The organism is Rhizobium johnstonii 3841 (genome assembly GCF_000009265.1).
In the GTDB taxonomy this organism is placed as follows: Bacteria; Pseudomonadota; Alphaproteobacteria; order Rhizobiales; family Rhizobiaceae; genus Rhizobium; species Rhizobium acaciae.
In genome coordinates this window covers 3,949,628-3,967,416 of record NC_008380.1, presented here as the reverse complement: position 1 = coordinate 3,967,416, position 17,789 = coordinate 3,949,628, and the positions used below count along the sequence as shown (strand labels likewise).

19 protein-coding genes and 1 pseudogene are annotated in these 17,789 nt (G+C 60.1%); 11 read left to right on the top strand and 9 right to left on the bottom strand.

The window, feature by feature from the left end; translation table 11 throughout:
- Positions 1-22 precede the first annotated feature (22 nt).
- Both rpoH and RL_RS19415 read right to left on the bottom strand, forming a co-directional pair.
- Entirely contained in the window at positions 23-931 is a 909-nt protein-coding gene (gene rpoH, locus RL_RS19420) for an RNA polymerase sigma factor RpoH (protein ID WP_003542378.1), read from the bottom strand.
- A 190-nt stretch (positions 932-1,121) separates the two neighbouring features.
- Positions 1,122-2,147 carry an RluA family pseudouridine synthase gene (locus RL_RS19415; protein ID WP_011653208.1) on the bottom strand — a complete coding sequence of 342 codons (1,026 nt, stop codon included), beginning with the start codon at positions 2,145-2,147 and terminating at the stop codon, positions 1,122-1,124.
- Between the two features lie 42 nt (positions 2,148-2,189).
- Here RL_RS19415 and RL_RS19410 point away from each other — a divergent pair, with 42 nt between their 5' ends.
- Entirely contained in the window at positions 2,190-2,576 is a 387-nt protein-coding gene (locus RL_RS19410) for a hypothetical protein (RefSeq protein ID WP_003542374.1), read from the top strand.
- A 7-nt stretch (positions 2,577-2,583) separates the two neighbouring features.
- Entirely contained in the window at positions 2,584-3,408 is an 825-nt protein-coding gene (locus RL_RS19405) for a TrmH family RNA methyltransferase (protein ID WP_041936436.1), read from the top strand.
- Between the two features lie 84 nt (positions 3,409-3,492).
- Here the strand turns inward: RL_RS19405 and RL_RS19400 are convergent, their stop codons facing one another.
- On the bottom strand, positions 3,493-4,656 hold the full coding sequence (locus RL_RS19400; RefSeq protein ID WP_011653206.1) for a hypothetical protein: 1,164 nt from the start codon (positions 4,654-4,656) through the stop codon (positions 3,493-3,495).
- 116 nt (positions 4,657-4,772) lie between these two features.
- Positions 4,773-5,360, bottom strand: coding sequence for a DUF1134 domain-containing protein (locus RL_RS19395; RefSeq protein ID WP_003542368.1), 588 nt, complete (start codon positions 5,358-5,360; stop codon positions 4,773-4,775).
- Between the two features lie 194 nt (positions 5,361-5,554).
- On the opposite strand from RL_RS19395, the gene chpT reads away from it, so the two are divergent.
- Complete coding sequence (gene chpT / locus RL_RS19390; RefSeq protein WP_003542366.1) at positions 5,555-6,202, top strand: histidine phosphotransferase ChpT; 648 nt, start codon at positions 5,555-5,557, stop codon at positions 6,200-6,202.
- A 121-nt stretch (positions 6,203-6,323) separates the two neighbouring features.
- A complete protein-coding gene (locus tag RL_RS19385; protein ID WP_003542364.1) occupies positions 6,324-6,686 on the top strand; it encodes a response regulator in 363 nt (120 codons plus the stop codon).
- A 238-nt stretch (positions 6,687-6,924) separates the two neighbouring features.
- On the opposite strand, the gene ctrA is transcribed toward RL_RS19385, so the two are convergent.
- A complete protein-coding gene (gene ctrA / locus RL_RS19380; RefSeq protein WP_003542362.1) occupies positions 6,925-7,626 on the bottom strand; it encodes a response regulator transcription factor CtrA in 702 nt (233 codons plus the stop codon).
- Positions 7,627-8,062: 436 nt separating this feature from the next.
- On the opposite strand from ctrA, the gene RL_RS19375 reads away from it, so the two are divergent.
- A complete protein-coding gene (locus RL_RS19375) occupies positions 8,063-8,413 on the top strand; it encodes a hypothetical protein (protein WP_003542353.1) in 351 nt (116 codons plus the stop codon).
- A gap of 207 nt (positions 8,414-8,620) precedes the next feature.
- Here the strand turns inward: RL_RS19375 and RL_RS19370 are convergent, their stop codons facing one another.
- The gene (locus RL_RS19370) at positions 8,621-8,899 is read right to left on the bottom strand and encodes a GNAT family N-acetyltransferase (RefSeq protein ID WP_003542350.1); all 279 of its coding nucleotides are present in this window, start codon (positions 8,897-8,899) and stop codon (positions 8,621-8,623) included.
- 55 nt (positions 8,900-8,954) lie between these two features.
- Between RL_RS19370 and RL_RS19365 the strand changes: the two genes are divergently transcribed.
- A complete protein-coding gene (locus RL_RS19365; RefSeq protein WP_011653203.1) occupies positions 8,955-9,521 on the top strand; it encodes a paraquat-inducible protein A in 567 nt (188 codons plus the stop codon).
- A gap of 23 nt (positions 9,522-9,544) precedes the next feature.
- On the opposite strand, the gene RL_RS19360 is transcribed toward RL_RS19365, so the two are convergent.
- A complete protein-coding gene (locus RL_RS19360; RefSeq protein WP_007533628.1) occupies positions 9,545-9,820 on the bottom strand; it encodes a DUF1153 domain-containing protein in 276 nt (91 codons plus the stop codon).
- Between the two features lie 394 nt (positions 9,821-10,214).
- Here RL_RS19360 and RL_RS19355 point away from each other — a divergent pair.
- Positions 10,215-10,962: pseudogene (locus tag RL_RS19355) on the top strand (autoinducer binding domain-containing protein).
- 181 nt (positions 10,963-11,143) lie between these two features.
- Here RL_RS19355 and RL_RS19350 read toward each other — a convergent pair.
- Complete coding sequence (locus RL_RS19350) at positions 11,144-11,869, bottom strand: sugar transferase (protein WP_026158830.1); 726 nt, start codon at positions 11,867-11,869, stop codon at positions 11,144-11,146.
- 649 nt (positions 11,870-12,518) lie between these two features.
- A complete protein-coding gene (gene cysQ / locus RL_RS19345; RefSeq protein WP_011653200.1) occupies positions 12,519-13,316 on the bottom strand; it encodes a 3'(2'),5'-bisphosphate nucleotidase CysQ in 798 nt (265 codons plus the stop codon).
- 542 nt (positions 13,317-13,858) lie between these two features.
- Between cysQ and RL_RS19340 the strand changes: the two genes are divergently transcribed.
- The 4 genes from RL_RS19340 to RL_RS19325 are packed head-to-tail and all read left to right on the top strand — an operon-like array spanning position 13,859 to position 17,775.
- Complete coding sequence (locus RL_RS19340; RefSeq protein WP_003542342.1) at positions 13,859-14,761, top strand: branched-chain amino acid ABC transporter permease; 903 nt, start codon at positions 13,859-13,861, stop codon at positions 14,759-14,761.
- 4 nt (positions 14,762-14,765) lie between these two features.
- Positions 14,766-16,157 carry a high-affinity branched-chain amino acid ABC transporter permease LivM gene (gene livM / locus RL_RS19335; protein ID WP_011653199.1) on the top strand — a complete coding sequence of 464 codons (1,392 nt, stop codon included), beginning with the start codon at positions 14,766-14,768 and terminating at the stop codon, positions 16,155-16,157.
- Positions 16,157-17,032 (top strand): ABC transporter ATP-binding protein, encoded by an 876-nt coding sequence (locus RL_RS19330; protein ID WP_028743284.1) that lies wholly within the window; start codon positions 16,157-16,159, stop codon positions 17,030-17,032. Before livM ends, RL_RS19330 begins: the two co-directional genes overlap by 1 nt.
- Entirely contained in the window at positions 17,032-17,775 is a 744-nt protein-coding gene (locus RL_RS19325) for an ABC transporter ATP-binding protein (protein WP_003542336.1), read from the top strand. Before RL_RS19330 ends, RL_RS19325 begins: the two co-directional genes overlap by 1 nt.
- Positions 17,776-17,789: the final 14 nt, after the last annotated feature.

The window sequence follows — 17,789 nt, the reverse complement described above, 5'->3', positions numbered from 1 at the left end:
TCAATTATATCACGCGACAGGTTTATGCCGTGGCTTCGACGACCCGGACGGCCTTGGCGCGTTCCAGGGCTTCCTTGCGGACGGCGTCCTGCACCTTTTCGAAGGCGCGGACCTCAATCTGGCGGACGCGCTCGCGACTGATGTCGAATTCGGTCGAAAGGTCTTCCAGGGTCACTGGATCCTCGGCGAGACGGCGAGCCTCGAAGATGCGGCGTTCGCGCTCGTTCAGCACGCTCATCGCTTTCGCCAGCATGCGCCGCCGGGTGTCGAGCTCATCCTGTTCGATCAGCACGTCTTCCTGGCTGTCATGGTCATCCACCAGCCAATCCTGCCATTGGCCGCCATCACCTTCGGCTGCCTTGATCGGCGCGTTCAGCGAGGCGTCGCCGGAGAGGCGGCGGTTCATCGAAATGACCTCCTCCTCCGAGACGTTCAACTTGGTGGCGATCTCCGAGACGTGCTCCGGCTTCAGGTCGCCGTCATCGATTGCCTGGATGCGGCCTTTCAGCCGGCGCAGGTTGAAGAACAGGCGCTTCTGGTTGGCGGTGGTGCCCATCTTCACCAGCGACCACGAACGCAGGATATATTCCTGGATCGAAGCCTTGATCCACCACATGGCGTAGGTGGCGAGGCGGAAGCCGCGCTCGGCATCGAATTTCTTGACGGCCTGCATCAGGCCGACATTGCCTTCGGAGACGACTTCGCCGATCGGCAGGCCGTAGCCGCGATAACCCATCGCGATCTTCGCGACGAGGCGAAGATGGCTGGTGACGAGCTTGTGGGCGGCATCGCGGTCACCATGCTCGGCATAACGCTTGGCGAGCATGTATTCCTGCTGCGGCTCCAGCATCGGGAACTTGCGGATTTCGTCGAGGTAACGATTGAGACCGGCTTCACCGGCGGTAATGGACGGCAAGGTATTTCGGGCCATAGTGCACCCTCCTAAAGTGAATTCCGGTTCCCGATGGAAACGCATCCTCGCGTTAAAAAAGGCAAACCGGGACGTGCGGCTCTACTGCGAGCCCGCACTAAGTCAATATACAGATAAGTGTGGCGAAACGGCGGTTCAAGGTGCCGCTCACGCAGGTGTGAGTTGGGCAGGCGGCATTCGGGAGCCCGCTTTATCGCCGCAGCGCTTCGACCAGTTCGACCATATCATCCGGTAGCGGCACCTCGAAATGCATGATTTCGCCGGTGCGGGGATGCTCGAACTGCAGCATGAAGGCATGCAGCGCCTGGCGGCCGAAACCGTTGACGACCTTGCGGATCTCTTCGGGCAGGAGATTGGCCTTGGTCTTGAAGCCGGCGCCGTAAACCGTGTCGCCGAGCAGCGGATGGCCGATATGGGCCATGTGGACACGGATCTGGTGGGTGCGGCCGGTTTCCAGGCGGCACTCGACCAGTGAGGCGAACGCGGTTGCGTCCGGCTTCTCATGGAAGCGCTCGATCACCTGGTAGTGCGTGATCGCCTCGTCGGCGTCCTGACTGTCGGGACGTTTGACGGCGCGGCGCGTGCGGTCGCCGGTGGCGCGGCCAAGCGGCGCGTCGACCGTGCCCGACAGCGTGCGGGGCCGGCCCCAGACGATTGCCTGATAGGCCCGCTCCAGCGGCATGGTGCGGCCATGGTCGGCAAATTGCAGCGACAGGTGGCGATGGGCAATGTCGTTCTTGGCGACGACCATGACGCCTGTCGTGTCCTTGTCGAGACGGTGGACGATGCCGGGGCGGCGCACGCCGCCGATGCCGGAAAGCGTATCGCTGCAATGGTGGATCAACGCGTTGACCAGCGTCCCCGTCCAGTTGCCGGCGCCGGGATGGACGACGAGACCGGAAGGCTTGGAGATGACGATGACGTCGTCGTCCTCATGGAGGATATCGAGCGGGATGTCCTCGCCCTGCGGCGTCGGGTCTTCCGGCTCGGGCAGCGTGAGTTCGAAACTGTCGCCGGTGCGCACCTTGCGCTGCGGGTCGGTGACGGGTTCGCCGCGCAGCAAAACCTGGCCGTCCTTGATCAGCGCCTTGATGCGGCTACGCGAAAATTCCTCGCCGACCTGCGCCGTCAGCCAGGCGTCCAACCGGCCTTCAGCAGTTTCATCGGCGGTCAGGACTTTTCTATTGCCGGCTGCTTGTTTAAAGGGGTCGCTCAAGACGCTTCTTCTCCGACGTATTTTTTAGAACGGGACGCACAGATGACAGCAATCGAGCCAGACGACCAGGAAGAGAAGCCCCTTGATCCGGCGATGGAAAGTGTCCGGCGCAAGATGGTCCGCCTGCAGATCGTCTCCGGCGCCATCATGTTCGTGAGCCTTATGGCGGTCTTCGGCGCGGTTGTCTACAAGGTGATGCACAGCGAGCCGAAGGAGACGGCGTCCGCTGTTACCGCCTCCGGCGTGCCCTCGGATGCGCCGCTTGCGGCAACCGTTTCCCTACCGCTCGGCTTCAAGGTGCAGTCCACTTCGTTTTCCGCAGGGCAGCTTCTGTTCTACGGCGAAACGGTCGAGGGCAAGAACAAGGCGCTGGTCTACGACCTCAGGACCGGCCGCACCGTCGCCGACGTCACTGTTACGGGCAATTGAGGCCGGCATGGCCGCCGTCCCGATCGACATCGACAGCGCCGACGATCCGCGCGTCGCTGAATTCCGCCAGATCCGCGAGCGCGACCTGACGGGCCGAGAGAACCGCTTTATCGCCGAAGGCACCGTCGTGCTGCGCATGCTGGCCGAGGCGCATGCGGCAGGCCGCGGCTTTTTCGCCGAGAAGATCCTGCTGCTGCGCAACCGCGTCGAGGGCGTGCTACCCATCCTGGAGCGGTTTCCGGCCGATGTGCCGGTCTATGTCGCCGGAGCGGATGTGCTCGACGGCGTCGTCGGTTTCCATCTGCATCGCGGCGTTCTCGCGCTCGGCCGGCGACAGGATCGCGGGGAGGCTGCACTTCTCGACGCGCTGCCGGAACGAGCGCTAGTGCTCGTCGGCTGCGGCATTTCCAATCACGACAATGCCGGCTCGATGTTCCGCAATGCGGCCGCCTTCCGGGCGGACGCGGTGCTGCTCGACGAAACCTCCTGTGATCCACTGTACCGCAAGGCGCTGCGTGTCTCGGTCGGTTCGGTGCTGAGCGTTCCGCACCGTCGCGGCGGCAAGGCGCTGGATGTGCTTGTGGCGCTTGCCGAACGGGGCTTTGCCATCTGGACGCTTTCACCGCACGGCAGGACCGATATCCGCGCCATTCCGGCCTCGATGCGCATGGCGCTCGTCGTCGGCACCGAGGGCGAGGGGTTGCCGGATGCGCTGCTTGCGCGGTTCCAGAGCGCGCGCATTCCACAGTCGGAGGAACTCGACAGCCTCAATGCCGCGACGGCGACGGGGATCGCGCTGTTTTCCATGGCCTCGGCGATGGGCCGGGTCTAACGCATATCCTCTCAAATCGGATTGATTTCAGGGTTCTGCGTCAATTCAAACATGGTGGTCAAACATGATGGCGCGCCGCGCGTCCTATCGGACGCTCGGGGGATCGGCGAGGATCGCGGCTGCCCTGTCGGCAAGGTTGACACGATCGTTCGGCTTCTTTTCAGCAGCTTCGACGAGCAGCGTGCGGATCGGTGAGGAGGGACCTTCGTTCAGTGCGGTCAGCGCCACCATATTGGCGGCAATCGAGGCGATTTCCTCGCGGATCGCACCATCGCGTCCGGCTACGGCCTTTGCCTTTTGCAGGCGCTCGGCCAGGGCGGCGCTGCGTTTACGGACATCCTCGCCCATCTCAGCCGTGACTATGGCGGTGTCGAGCGTGAATGTGGTCGTGTCTTCCGTCATTTCCGGCGGCAGCTCCGCGGCCATCCCGGCAAGGCCGGCGTCGCGCAGCACCCGGTTGACCTTGCGGATCTCGGCGTTGGCGGCCTTCAACTGCTCCTTCAGCCTGGCGATCTCCTGCTGGCGGCGCGCGACCAGGGTTTCCTTTTCGATGGCGGAAGCGCTCTCGCGCGCGGCCTTGTCCTCCAGGCGGATCACCATATGCTGCTGCTGCGTCAGTTTCTGTTCGGCATCCTTGGCGCGCTTCTGCAGCAGGCTGACGTCCTGGCGCAGCGTGTCGCGTTCGTCGCGCAGCGCGTTGACGCGGAATTTCAGGCTCTCCGCCTCGGTCTCGCGCGCGGCCAGGTCTATTCTCAGCCCATCGGCCTGTTCACCGAGCTTGCTCAGCCGCGTCCGCATCGTCGCCAGTTCGCTCTCCTTGTTGACAGCGGACTGCTCGGCAATATGCAGATTGGTCTTCAACTGGCTGATATAGTTCTCGTCCTTGCGCAGATGCGAGCGCTGGTCGGCTGCCTCGACATGCATCTCGCCGATCTGGGCCTGCAATTCGCCGATCTCGGTGGCAAGCCTGCCGGCATCGACGGCGAGGGCGTCGTGGCGAAGCTGGAACGACAGGGATTTCTCGCGCTCACGCAGAAGGTCCTGGGTGGTGCGGGCGTTTTCGGCGGCATAGAGCGCGCGCACCATGTCTTTCTGGGCGCGGACCTCCTGCGGGCTCAGCGGCATCGTCGCTTTCAGCCTGTTCTCCGTATACCAGACGATGCGGCGGTGAACGGCGGGCGAGACCAGAAAGACGAGGAAGGCCGCGGTCAGGAAGCCCAATCCGAACAAGAGAGCATATTCGATCACGGCGCGGCCATCGGTAAGAAGGTTGATACGAGGTCAGCCGCGATGATTAAGCACGCGTGACGCGCATGGCAAGGCCGCCGGTGGGGACGGCGGCAGATTCCAGCGGCTTTGAGGCCTCAGAAGGGGTTCCAGGTCGGCGCCTGGGTGATCTTGAGATAGCCGACATTGACGCCGAGGCGAGCACCGACGCCGGTGCGGATCGGCACGACCAGCACGTCGTTGTTCTTGAGCAGCGTCATGCCGAAGCCGGCGATCACATAGGCCGAGCCGCTGACGCCGCCAAAGCGGGCATAGATGCCGTTGACGGAGGGCAGGTCGTAGACCAGCATCATCACGCGTGAGCCCTGGCCGCCGTAATCGAGGCCGAGCGAGGGGCCTTGCCAGTAGAGATTATGTTCGCCGGCGTTCTTGGTGTTCAGTTGGCCTTCGCCATAGGTCAGGCCGGCGATGAAGGCGCCGCCGCCTTCCTGTCCGAGGATATAGCCGTTCGGCAGGCCGTATTTCTGGAAGGCACTCTCGACCACTTTGGCAAGCCCGCCGCTGGCGGAGCCGAAGAAGGAGTGGCCGGCGTCGACGATTTCCTGCATCGTATACTGGCCGTTGTCCTGGGCGGCAGCCGGCCCGGCAACCATCAGCGAGGAGAAGATGAGGGCCGAAAGTAACCTGCAGAAGCCGATGAATCGGTGCGGAAATTGAGGGCGCATGGTGTCATCCGTTCGTCGTTTGGCTGAGAGCGGGCAACCGCTCGCGGCGATTGGTGCATTTTGCGCCGATGATCTTAACAATCGGTTTACCAAATATGGTGTCATTATGGCATCGAGTACGATCGCAAACTTCGCGCAATTTTGATGAAGCATATTCCGGGCGCAATGAAATTGCCGCCCATCAGGAGACAATGATGTCCAAGAACCCCAATCTCACCCTGTCCGGCCCGGATCTGGCCGCGCTTCTTTGCAGCCGCGTTTGCCACGATGTCATCTCGCCGGTCGGCGCGATCAATAACGGGCTGGAGCTCCTGGATGAAGGCGGCGCCGATGCCGATGCGATGGACCTGATCCGCACCAGCGCGCTCAATGCTTCCGTCCGCCTGAAATTCGCACGTCTCGCCTTCGGCGCGTCGGGCTCCGTCGGCGCCTCGATCGACACCGGCGAGGCCGAGCGCGCAGCCAAGGATTTCGCCGTCGCCGAAAAGAAGACCGAGGTGATCTGGAACGGACCGCGCGCCATCGTCGCCAAGAACCGTGTCAAGCTGCTGCTCAACCTCTTCCTCGTTGCCTATTCCGCCATTCCGCGCGGCGGCGTGCTCGAGGTAACGCTCGAAAATCCCGAGTTCGATGCGAAGTTCAAGCTGACGTCCAAAGGCAAACTGATGCGCCTGCCGCCGAAGTTCGTCGAGATATCGACCGGCACTATCGAGGAAGCGATCGATGCCCATTCGATCCAGCCCTATTACACCGTGCTTCTGGCGCAGGAGTGCGGAATGACGCTTGATCACAGCGCCAGCGCCGACGAACTGGTGTTCACGGCAGTGGCTGCGGCAGCCTGATTTCGGGGCGCGCACCTGTGTCGGCGCCCCGTCCGGTAACGATTCGTTAGCCTGATGGACCTATTCTCCAGGGTTGTAAGAGGCCTCTTGCTGCGACGAATGCGGGGGCAAAGGAGCGGCCATGCAAAGGTTCATGATCACCGATAATTCGGACATCGTCCGCAAGGTCGGCAAGCGCATTCTCTCCGAACTCGACTTTCTCGTCAGCGAGGCCTCCAACGCCGGCGAGGCGCTGCAGCGCTGCCAGGCGGAGCTGCCGGAATATCTGATCGTCGATTCCGGCATGGAAGGCGCCCTCGACCTCATCGCTGCCATCCGTGCCATGGAGGGCGGCAAAGAGGTCAAGATCTACTACTGCGTCGTCGAGGCGGATCTGAAGAAACTGATGGCAGGCAAACGGGCCGGGGCCACCGACTTCCTGCTGAAACCGTTCGATCGCAAGATCCTGACCGCCGTTTTCGGAAACCGCGCGATCGCCGCCTGACAGGCAGATCTCTTTCCGCCGATACCGGCATCGCTGGAGCATGATGCCGCGTGCAAGCCGTTTCGGCCGCCCCGCACTATTTCCTAGATCGAAATAACAGAGGATCTCAGGCCGATCCAGCCTGAGATCATGTGCTGCGAGGGCGGATTCTTATTACTATTACCGTAGGCAGAACGAAAAATCCCGCCGAGAGGGCGGGATCTTCGTTTATCCGATAAGGGGGATCGGAAAGAAATAATCAGGCGGTTTCGGCGTATTCGGCACCATCCGGCTCGCGAAGAACGTAACCACGGCCCCAGACGGTCTCGATGTAGTTGGCGCCGCCGGCAGCATTGGCGAGCTTCTTGCGAAGCTTGCAGATGAAGACGTCGATGATCTTCAGTTCCGGCTCGTCCATGCCGCCGTAGAGGTGGTTCAGGAACATTTCCTTGGTGAGGGTGGTGCCCTTGCGGAGCGAAAGCAGCTCCAGCATCTGATATTCCTTGCCCGTCAGGTGGACGCGCTGGCCGCCGACTTCGACAGTCTTGGCATCGAGGTTGACGATCAGCTCGCCGGTCATGATGACCGACTGGGCGTGGCCCTTGGAGCGGCGGACGATAGCGTGGATGCGGGCGACGAGCTCGTCCTTGTGGAACGGCTTGGTCATGTAGTCGTCAGCGCCGAAACCGAGGCCGCGAACCTTGTCTTCGATGCCGGCCATCCCCGACAGAATAAGGATGGGCGTCTTGACCTTGGACAGCCGGAGAGTGCGAAGCACTTCATATCCGGACATGTCGGGCAGGTTCAGATCGAGAAGGATGATATCATAATCATACAGCTTGCCCAGATCGACGCCTTCTTCACCGAGATCGGTGGTATAAACATTAAAACTCTCTGATTTAAGCATCAACTCGATGCTCTGCGCTGTCGCGCTGTCATCCTCGATTAGAAGTACCCGCATAATTATCCCCTTTACCGCCGCCGAAAGGTGGTCTGGCCCCCTACACGATACCGAACACGCTACGTGATTTGAAAGCTGCCACGAAATGGTTAACAAATTCTAATTCACTCTGGCAAGGAGTATCGAATTTATTAAACAATTTTTCCATTTCTCTGTTTTCCAATAAGAATCTCAAAAAGGTGCTCCTCAACTTTAACATTAGGAAACAGCGCTAAGTGATTCATCCGACTCGCCAATGAAAAGGTTCGAACTTAATGCCACGGCATTTACCGACCCTTAAATCATCGGGCCTATCATTAACGATGCCCGTAAACGAAAGGTTACCAGCGGTAGGTATTTGTTAATATCGCAGGAAATTTTTCAGCAAACCGTGTCAAAGCGGCGCGCAGGGCGGTTTCAAGTTGAGCCGGGGTCTCGCATCACGGGAGTAATGCGTATGAAGTCGCGAGAAAGTCTCGTTCGCCTGAAGGAATTTCAGGTGAACGAAAAACGACGTCAGTTGCAGCAGTTGCAGATGATGATGTCCGAATTCGAACGGATGACGAAGGATCTGGAGAGCCAGATCGTCGTCGAGGAAAAGAAGTCCGGTATTTCCGACCCGAATCACTTTGCTTATCCGACCTTCGCCAAGGCCGCGCGTCAGCGGGCCGACAACCTGCAGGTTTCGATCAAGGAACTGAAGATGCAGGAAGAGACGCTGGAAATGGCGCTCGAGGAGATGCAGGCGGAATATGCAAGGGCCACAGCGCTGGAAGAGCGTGACGGCGGCGCCAGAGCAAGGGCGTAACAGAAACGGCTGGGTGCCGGCTTCGGCGCCCTGGGATCGCCACTGAGAAGCCATGTATGATGGGCGCGCTGTCCGTTATACATGGCTTTTGGTGTTTGCCTTATGGTGTCGCTCCCATGCGAAACGAGATTCTTCCCCCGCGGGGACGATTTGTCTTATGCATGTCCTTGTCCCAAAACCCGCTGTGCGTTTTTGGGGCGACATGCATTAATTCACGACATCCTTCCATTCCGGATGGCGTTGCGCCTGCGCCTTGAAAAATGGGCAGAGCGGGAAGATCTTCCAGCCGCCGGTGCGGGCTGCCTCTACGGCGTGGAGCGCTAGTGCCTGGCCGACACCTTTGCCGCGCAGCGCATCGGGAACGGCGGTGTGATCGATGATGACCAGCTTCGGCGATGTGCGTGAATAGGTCATCTCCGCCTCGTGCCCTTCGACCTCGGCCGCATAGCGGCCGCCGGAGACGCCTTCCTCACTTCGAATGTCCATTGTCTTTCCTCATAACCGATATTGTCGTAGCGGACCGTGACATGGGGGCGCGGTCGTGCCAAGCCGTGGAGGCAATACAGGCAGGAGACAGAGTGTTCATGCAAAATGCCGGATCGATGAGAGGTTCAGGGCAATGAGTGCGCTTTCGATGGCTCGCCCCGTGCTTCTCGTGGCTGCGCCGTTCTTCCTGGCGCTCGGCCTCGTCTTGCCGCTGGTCCGTTTCGAGACGCTGTATTTCTTCGACGAAACGCCGTCGCTCATCGAAATCATCGTCTCGCTTTGGCAAGGCGGGGACGGGCTGCTGGCGGCAATCGTCGCCCTGGTTTCGATCCTGCTCCCGTTTCTGAAGATGATCGGCATCACCGTGGAGGCGATGGGGATCACCGCAGAAGCGACGGCCGCCGGGGGTGGGGGCGGCAGCCTGTTCTATCGTCGCGTCGTACCGCATCTGTCCAAGTGGTCGATGATGGATGTGCTGCTCGTCGCGATCGTCATTGCGGCGGCGAAGACGACGGGGCTGGCGGATGCCTTCACGCAGCCCGGCCTCTGGTGCTACGCGGCCTCGTCAATGATTTCGGGCCTTCTTCATTCCCTCATGGGAGATGCGTCCGGCCCGAAATAAATGTCGTCAATGCTGGGGTGTGATCAGTGACGATATTGCTGAATGCGCGTGGTGCGCAGGCCGGCAAGACCGTGGCTGTTGATCGACGACTGCCAGGACAGGAATTCTTCGACCGTGAGCGTGTAACGCTCGCAGGCCTCTTCCAAGCTCAACAAGCCACCGCGGACAGCCGCGACAACCTCTGCCTTCCGGCGAATCACCCAGCGCCGCGTATTGGGCGGCGGAAGATCCGCGATCGTCAGGGGGCTGCCATCGGGGCCGATGACATATTTTACTCGGGGACGTATCATTTCGGTCATTGGACTCTCTACACAACGCAAGACCACGAACCCCACTCTAGCCTGCCACATTTAAAAATTGCCTAAACCCATCGTAAGACTTTGATAACAAATTTAGACGCCTGGCCGATGATGGGGGGCGGCTGCCTGCCGCTACGGCAATTTGAAGCGCCTGCATGGGAGCCATGCGGAATAAATATTCGCTGATTTTCCGGGACGATCTCATAAGGGCGGCAACATAAGAATGAGCGCAAGACTTCGTCTCCGTTCTTCCCGCTGTATCAGTCCAGTTCGTGTTTTTGATGCTTCGTATCCTCGGGATGCGGGCAGAAACCGTCTTGGCTGATGCCCCGGCGCGAAGTTTTCGCCGCCGGCAGCGAGGTCGAGCCGAAGCTGGCCATACGAGGATACGAAGATGAAAAGACGTGAACGCGCAGTCGGCGACTGCGCTGAGGATGCTGCATTTTCGCCTTCGCAGGCCGATGGCGCCGGGGTTTCGGCCGACGACGGCACGGAACGGCTCGACGCGATGGCGAAGCTTGCGGGCTTCGATTTCTATCTGCTCTCGGCTTTCCCGCGGGGCGACCGCACAGCTTTCACCGAAAACCGGTTGATCAGCAATCGGCCGCAAAGCCTTGTCGGCTTTTACGAGGCTGCCGATCTCTTCTATTGCAGCAGACTCGTGACCGCGATGAAGCGGACGATCGTGCCGATCTTCTGCGAGGAGGGGTCGTTTGCGGGCAGCGCCGCCAATCAGGAAAACCGCAAACTCAACGTGCTCTTTCAGATGCATGGGCTGAAGAATACCTTCGCCTTCACGCCGCAAGACGCTGACCTGAAACAATACATCTTCGCCTTCTCAGGCGGCTGTCCTATGCCCACGCGAGAGCAGGCGATGGCGCTGCTCTACCGCTGCATGGAGCTTCTGGACAAGGTTTCGCGTAGCAGCAGCGTGGGGGATGGTCCGTTGGAGACGCTCACCCGGCGAGAAATCGAATGCCAGCCAGCAATTCAAAGTGCTCAGCGTCCTTTGCGCGTCTAAAAAGACGCGCGGCGCTGTAGTCGGCGGCCGGCAAGAGCGGTGACGAGATCGCGATCATTCTCGATCTCTCGTCGCATACGGGGTGGGTTATCTGAAGAGCTCGATGCGCAAGCTCGATTAGGTCAGCCGCATGCAGGCGGTCGCCAGAGCAGCCGGTACCGGCTGCTCTGAGGCAGCCGGCCCTTTCTCACAAAGCTAAAGCTTGGAGGCATGTCGCGCAAAGTATGCATCGCTTTTTGTGCGACATGCGCAAAAACAAAGACTAAAGCGCGAGGAGCGAATCTGAAAGATCGCGACGCGCTTTAGAAGCCTTTTCCGCGGGTCAGCTCCGACACGACGGTTCCGAAAATGATGCGCATGTCCATCAAGATCGAAAAATTCCCGACGTAGTAGAGATCGCTGGCAATGCGGGCGCGGGCCTTGGCCGGACGATCGGTCGGACCGCGCAGACCGCGCATCTGAGCAAGACCCGTCATGCCGGGGCGCATCGCATGGCGCTGATGGTATTCCGGTACGAGCTCTTCGTAGAGCACGCCGCCGGCGCGCATGCCGATCGCATGGCAGCGCGGGCCGACGACCGACATGTGGCCCAGCAGTACGTTCAGCAGCTGCGGCAACTCATCGACATTCGTGCGGCGCAGAATGGCACCGACGCGAGTGACGCGCGGATCGTTCATCACCGTCTGGGCAACGCCGGAGACGTCGCAGAGGTCGGTGCGCATGGAACGGAACTTGTAGACCTTGATGGCCTTGCAGTTCTTGCCCCAGCGGGTCTGCTTGAAGAGCACCGGCCCTGGGCTGTCGATCTTGATCAGCAGGGCGACGAACAGAAGGAAAGGGGCGAGGACGAGGAGGGCGCTCAACGACGAAACAATGTCGAACGCCCGCTTCAGGACCAGATCCACCAACGGCGCCTGCGGCGCATCGCTGTGGATAACAGGGGTCTGGATCTTCAGGCTCGGCTGCTGGCGGCGGCTCGGCCGGAAGGACTCTGTCGAAATGCTGTTGTTTAATTCCGTGATGCTCAAGGATCGTACTCTGTTGTCTTCGAGGGGGCGCGGCGGCAATAGGCGATCAATGGTTAACCCTGTCACCAGGGCTGCACTTAGGTCTTGGTAACCCTACTAAAACGGAAAAATGCGACAATTGTGTAATGGTGTCCAGAGAAATATCGCATCGCAGCAAATCTTTCGCATCTGCGTTAAGTTGAGGCAAGCTCATGATATTTCGTTAATAATTGAAATTTTGTCAAAGTTTCTAGGCCTTTGGAGGGGTTCGCCGGGGTCTGGCGACGTGCCGTTTCGACACTTGGCCCATGGCTCTTAAGCGTATTTCTTAACGGCAGACGAGGCGAAATTTTTCTGATGAAGATATCGATCGGTGTCGAAGCCGTGTCAGAATGTGACAAAATCAAGGCGGGTTGGGTGGCGGTATAGCGTCCGGAAACGACGCAGAGCGACGAGTTTCCGGTCAGAATCACTTGGTGAGGCCCGATCGCGCGAATCACTCACAGCTGGAAATGGGATCGTGGACACGCTTCCGGACCCGCAGGGGGAAGGATATCGAGGGGTAAGGGGGCGCGCAGGTCAATCGCGGATCGTCGCGGCACGCCTGGACGCGTGGCGGCAATGCAAAGGATTGTGCCGCATGCCGGTATTCAGCGATTCCCGCGGGTGATCACGCCAGTTCGAGGACGCGTTTCCTGCCACCCCAGGAGATGAAGTTCGGGTTGGCGAAGTCGAAATCGGCGGCCGTTCCCGTCTTGCCGTAGGTCAGCGGCGTTCCGTCCAGCGTCACCGTCGAACCGCCGGCGGCGCGCAGCACCGCATCCCCGGCCGCGGTGTCCCATTCCATCGTGCGGGTGAAACGCGGATAGACGTCTGCCTTGCCTTCGGCCAGCAGGCAGAACTTCAACGAGGAACCGATATTGGTGCATTTGAAGATCGCGTGGTCGGCGAGGAAGCTTCCGGTCTCCGGGCTGTTGTGGCGAAGGCTTGCAAGCGCCAGCCTGTCGTCCGGCTGTTCGCGCACCGTGATTGCGTTGCGTGCGCCAACCGTGAAATCGTCCATGACGACGAGCCTTTCGGCGTGGCCGCGCTCTCCAGAGAAGGCAAGCCCCAGCGCCGGCGCGTAGACAATGCCGGCCACCGGAGCGCCGTTCTCGATATAGGCGATGTTGACGGTGAATTCCTGTCGTCCGTCGACGAATTCACGGGTGCCGTCGAGAGGGTCGACGAGGAAGAAGCCTCGGCCAGCGATGTCGGGCACCTTGCCGGCTGCGACCGATTCTTCCGCCACCACCGGTATTTCGGGATAATCTCTGGCGAGATGAGCGAGGATGATACGTTCGGCCTCCTCGTCGGCGACCGTGACCGGACTTGCATCCGCCTTCATGGCGACGGGGAAGCCTTCGCGCAAGACCGTGATGATGGCCCTGCCGGCTTCGAGCGCCGCCTTTTCAAATGTCCTCAGCATTGTCCTTTTGCCGTTCGCCACGCGGCGAGCACCCGCTGTCGCTCGTCCGCAAACCATCCCTGTCACAACCAGATACGCAAGTTAATATGGTGTTCCCCGTCGTGCTCCGCATCCCTCAATACGCAGCCTGATGATGCTACCATAAGTTTTCAGCCTTGTCAGACGAAGATGCGGCATCGCTGGTGAAATGGCATTCGTCAAAGGGGCTGCCTTGGGGTCGCAATTTGCTCCATCTTCCAATTCTGTGGAATAGCTTACGCAGCAAGCCGCGCAGGAAATCGACGGCAACATCTCCGGATGGTTAACCCGGTGGCAGTTTCTGGTGAAAAATAGGCCCCGCTCTGCCGTTTTTCTGTGGATTTTGGTTCAAAATGCGCCAGTTAACCCTGTTTCCGGAAGAATCTGTCGGAGTAAATCCTTTTTGTCTTCACATTTTCAATGAAACCGCTATGCATTCGGCCTATGAGGTTCCCTGAAACGGGGAACCAAAGAACCAAAAAGAGATGCAGCATGTTTTGCTCGCATCCAGGGGAAAACGACATATGGAGTATTTCGTCCAGCAGCTCTTAAACGGGCTGACGCTCGGATCCATCTATGGCCTCGTGGCTATTGGCTATACGATGGTTTACGGCATTATCGGCATGATCAATTTCGCCCATGGCGACATCTTCATGCTCGGTGGATTCGCCGCTCTTATCGTCTTCCTCGTCCTCACATCCATCTTCGCAGGTCTCCCGGTGGCCGTTCTGCTGCTGGTGATGCTGGTCGTTGCGATGCTGATGACGAGTTTGTGGAATTGGACGATCGAGCGGGTCGCATACCGGCCCCTGCGCGGGTCCTTCCGCCTGGCGCCGCTGATTACCGCGATCGGCATGTCGATCACGCTGTCCAACTTCATCCAGGTGACGCAGGGTCCACGCAACAAGCCGATCCCGCCGATGGTGAGCTCGGTCTACCAGTTCGGCAACATCTCGGTGTCGCTGAAGCAGATTATCATCATCGTGATCACCGCAGTGCTGCTGACGATCTTCTGGTACATCGTCAATCGTACGGCACTCGGCCGTGCCCAGCGCGCCACTGAGCAGGATCGCAAGATGGCGGCGCTGCTCGGCGTCAACGTCGACCAGACGATCTCCATCACTTTCGTTATGGGTGCGGCACTCGCAGCCGTGGCCGGGACGATGTACCTGATGTATTATGGTGTCGCCTCGTTTAACGACGGCTTCACGCCTGGTGTGAAGGCCTTCACGGCAGCTGTTCTCGGCGGTATCGGTTCGTTGCCCGGCGCCGTCTTCGGCGGCCTCCTTATCGGCCTTATCGAGTCGCTGTGGTCGGCATACTTCACCATCGCCTACAAGGACGTCGCGACCTTTGCGATCCTGGCTTTCGTGTTGATCTTCAAGCCGACCGGCATCCTCGGGCGGCCGGAAGTCGAGAAGGTATAACGTCATGGCAAACATCGAAAATTCTGCAGGCAAGCCCGATGCCGGACTTGTCCGCAAAGGCCTTACCGAAGCTCTTTTCGCCGCCGTCCTGTCGTTCGGTATGTTCGTTCTCTATGTCGGCCTCAAGACCGACCAGAACATCAGCAACGAGTTGATCATTGTCCAGCGCTGGGGCCTGCTTGCGATCTTCGTCGCGGTCGCCGCCATCGGCCGCTTCGCCATGGTCGTTTTCATCAGGCCGAATATCGACCGCCGCAAGCTCAGCAAGGCGCGCGAGGGCGAGCTCGACATCTCGACAGAGAAGAGCTTCTTCCACCGGCATTTCCTGAAGATCGCGCTGATCGCGCTGCTGCTTTATCCCATGGTGGTGGTGGCGATCAAAGGCCCTCAGGGCTCGCTGACATATGTCGACAATTTCGGCATCCAGATCCTGATCTATGTGATGCTCGCCTGGGGGCTGAACATCGTCGTCGGCCTCGCCGGCCTGCTCGACCTCGGCTATGTCGCCTTCTATGCCGTCGGCGCTTATTCCTACGCGCTGCTTTCGAGCTATTTCGGCCTGTCCTTCTGGGTGCTGCTGCCGCTTTCGGGCATCTTCGCCGCACTCTGGGGCGTCATTCTCGGCTTCCCGGTGCTGCGCCTGCGCGGCGATTACCTCGCCATCGTGACGCTTGCCTTCGGTGAAATCATTCGTCTCGTCCTCATCAACTGGACTGACGTGACGAAGGGCACCTTCGGTATCTCGAGCATCCCGAAGGCAACACTCTTCGGCATTCCCTTCGATGCGACGGCCGGCGGCTTTGCCAAGCTCTTTCACCTGCCGATCTCCTCGGCCTATTACAAGATCTTCCTGTTCTATTTGATCCTGGCGCTCTGCATGCTGACGGCCTATGTCACCATCCGGCTGCGCCGCATGCCGATCGGACGCGCCTGGGAAGCTTTGCGTGAAGATGAGATCGCCTGCCGTTCACTCGGCATCAACACGGTGACGACCAAGCTCACCGCCTTTGCGACAGGTGCGATGTTTGCCGGTTTCGCTGGCTCGTTCTTTGCCGCCCGCCAGGGCTTCGTCTCGCCGGAATCCTTCGTCTTCCTGGAATCGGCCGTCATTCTCGCCATCGTCGTTCTTGGCGGCATGGGGTCGTTGACCGGCATCGCGATCGCCGCCATCGTCATGGTCGGCGGCACCGAGTTGCTGCGCGAGATGAGCTTCCTAAAACTCATCTTCGGACCAGATTTTACGCCGGAACTCTACCGCATGTTGATCTTCGGCCTCGCCATGGTCGTCGTCATGCTGTTCAAGCCGCGCGGCTTCGTCGGCTCGCGTGAGCCGACAGCCTTCCTCAGAGAACGCAAGGCGATATCCGGAAGCTTCATCAAGGAGGGCCATGGTTGATGAGCCCCGTAACGAATACGATGTCTGACGACACTCTTCTCAAGGTCGAACACCTGTCGATGAAGTTCGGCGGCCTGATGGCCATCAACGACTTCTCCTTCGAAGCCAAGCGTGGCGATATCACCGCGCTGATCGGGCCGAACGGCGCCGGCAAGACCACCGTCTTCAACTGCATCACCGGCTTCTACAAGCCTACGATGGGCATGATCACGTTCAACCAGAAGAGCGGCAAGCAATACCTGCTGGAGCGCCTGCCGGACTTTCGCATCACCAAGGAAGCCAGGGTCGCGCGTACCTTCCAGAATATCCGGCTGTTCTCCGGCCTGACCGTTCTCGAAAACCTGCTGGTTGCCCAGCACAACAAGCTGATGAAGGCATCGGGTTATACGATCCTCGGCCTTATCGGTGTCGGCCCCTACAAGCGGGAAGCGGCCGAGGCGATCGAGCTTGCCCGTTTCTGGCTTGAGAAGGCCGACCTGATCGACCGCGCCGACGACCCCGCCGGCGATTTGCCCTACGGCGCCCAGCGGCGTCTCGAAATCGCCCGCGCCATGTGCACCGGCCCGGAGCTGCTTTGCCTGGATGAACCGGCTGCCGGCCTCAACCCACGGGAATCGGCAACGCTCAACGCGCTGCTGAAGAGCATTCGCGCCGAAACCGGAACGTCGATCCTGCTGATCGAGCACGACATGTCTGTAGTCATGGAAATCTCCGACCACGTCGTCGTCCTCGAATATGGTCAGAAGATTTCCGATGGCACACCGGATCACGTGAAGAACGATCCGCGGGTCATCGCGGCCTATCTCGGTGTCGAGGATGAAGAAGTGGAAGAGGTGATCGCAGCCGTCGAGCAGCTCGAAGGAGGCGCAAACTGATGGGCGATGAAGTAATGACGGGTCAACCGCTCCTTCAGGTGAATGGCGTCGAAACCTACTACGGCAATATCCGGGCGCTGGCCGGCGTCGATGTCCACGTCAACAAGGGCGAGATCGTCAGCCTGATCGGCGCCAACGGCGCCGGCAAGTCGACACTGATGATGACGATCTGCGGCAGCCCGCAGGCCCGCACCGGTTCGGTGGTCTTCGAGGGCCGCGACATCACCCGCATGCCGACGCATGAAATCGCCCGTCTGCGCATTGCACAGTCGCCGGAGGGCCGCCGCATCTTCCCGCGAATGACGGTTCTGGAAAATCTTCAGATGGGCGCTGGCCTCGATAATCTGAAACACTTCGCCGAAGACGTCGAGAAGATCTTCACGCTCTTCCCGCGCCTCAAGGAACGTCACGCCCAGCGGGGTGGAACACTTTCGGGCGGCGAGCAGCAGATGCTGTCGATCGGCCGCGCGCTGATGGCGCGCCCGAAGCTGCTGCTTCTGGACGAACCCTCGCTCGGTCTTGCGCCGCTGATCGTCAAGGGCATCTTCGAGGCGATCAGGAAGCTCAACGAGGCGGAGGGGCTGACCGTTTTCCTCGTCGAGCAGAACGCGTTCGCCGCCCTCAGGCTTTCTCACCGCGCCTACGTGATGGTGAACGGCAAGGTGACGATGAGCGGCTCCGGCAAGGAGCTTCTTGCCAATCCCGAGGTCCGCGCCGCCTATCTCGAAGGCGGAAGACACTAGGTCGAAAGGAGAGT

Excerpts from the sequence above, each read along its gene's own strand:
- RL_RS19395 (WP_003542368.1), bottom strand. The coding sequence starts at position 5,360 with ATGCGCCCTCAATTTCCGCACCGATTCATCGGCTTCTGCAGGTTACTT.
- livM (WP_011653199.1), top strand. The coding sequence starts at position 14,766 with ATGGCAAACATCGAAAATTCTGCAGGCAAGCCCGATGCCGGACTTGTC.
- RL_RS19385 (WP_003542364.1), top strand. The coding sequence starts at position 6,324 with ATGCAAAGGTTCATGATCACCGATAATTCGGACATCGTCCGCAAGGTC.
- RL_RS19360 (WP_007533628.1), bottom strand. The coding sequence starts at position 9,820 with ATGACCGAAATGATACGTCCCCGAGTAAAATATGTCATCGGCCCCGAT.
- RL_RS19375 (WP_003542353.1), top strand. The coding sequence starts at position 8,063 with ATGAAGTCGCGAGAAAGTCTCGTTCGCCTGAAGGAATTTCAGGTGAAC.
- RL_RS19325 (WP_003542336.1), top strand. The coding sequence starts at position 17,032 with ATGGGCGATGAAGTAATGACGGGTCAACCGCTCCTTCAGGTGAATGGC.
- RL_RS19340 (WP_003542342.1), top strand. The coding sequence starts at position 13,859 with ATGGAGTATTTCGTCCAGCAGCTCTTAAACGGGCTGACGCTCGGATCC.
- ctrA (WP_003542362.1), bottom strand. The coding sequence starts at position 7,626 with ATGCGGGTACTTCTAATCGAGGATGACAGCGCGACAGCGCAGAGCATC.
- chpT (WP_003542366.1), top strand. The coding sequence starts at position 5,555 with ATGTCCAAGAACCCCAATCTCACCCTGTCCGGCCCGGATCTGGCCGCG.
- RL_RS19330 (WP_028743284.1), top strand. The coding sequence starts at position 16,157 with ATGAGCCCCGTAACGAATACGATGTCTGACGACACTCTTCTCAAGGTC.
- cysQ (WP_011653200.1), bottom strand. The coding sequence starts at position 13,316 with ATGCTGAGGACATTTGAAAAGGCGGCGCTCGAAGCCGGCAGGGCCATC.
- RL_RS19410 (WP_003542374.1), top strand. The coding sequence starts at position 2,190 with ATGACAGCAATCGAGCCAGACGACCAGGAAGAGAAGCCCCTTGATCCG.
- RL_RS19405 (WP_041936436.1), top strand. The coding sequence starts at position 2,584 with ATGGCCGCCGTCCCGATCGACATCGACAGCGCCGACGATCCGCGCGTC.
- RL_RS19370 (WP_003542350.1), bottom strand. The coding sequence starts at position 8,899 with ATGGACATTCGAAGTGAGGAAGGCGTCTCCGGCGGCCGCTATGCGGCC.
- rpoH (WP_003542378.1), bottom strand. The coding sequence starts at position 931 with ATGGCCCGAAATACCTTGCCGTCCATTACCGCCGGTGAAGCCGGTCTC.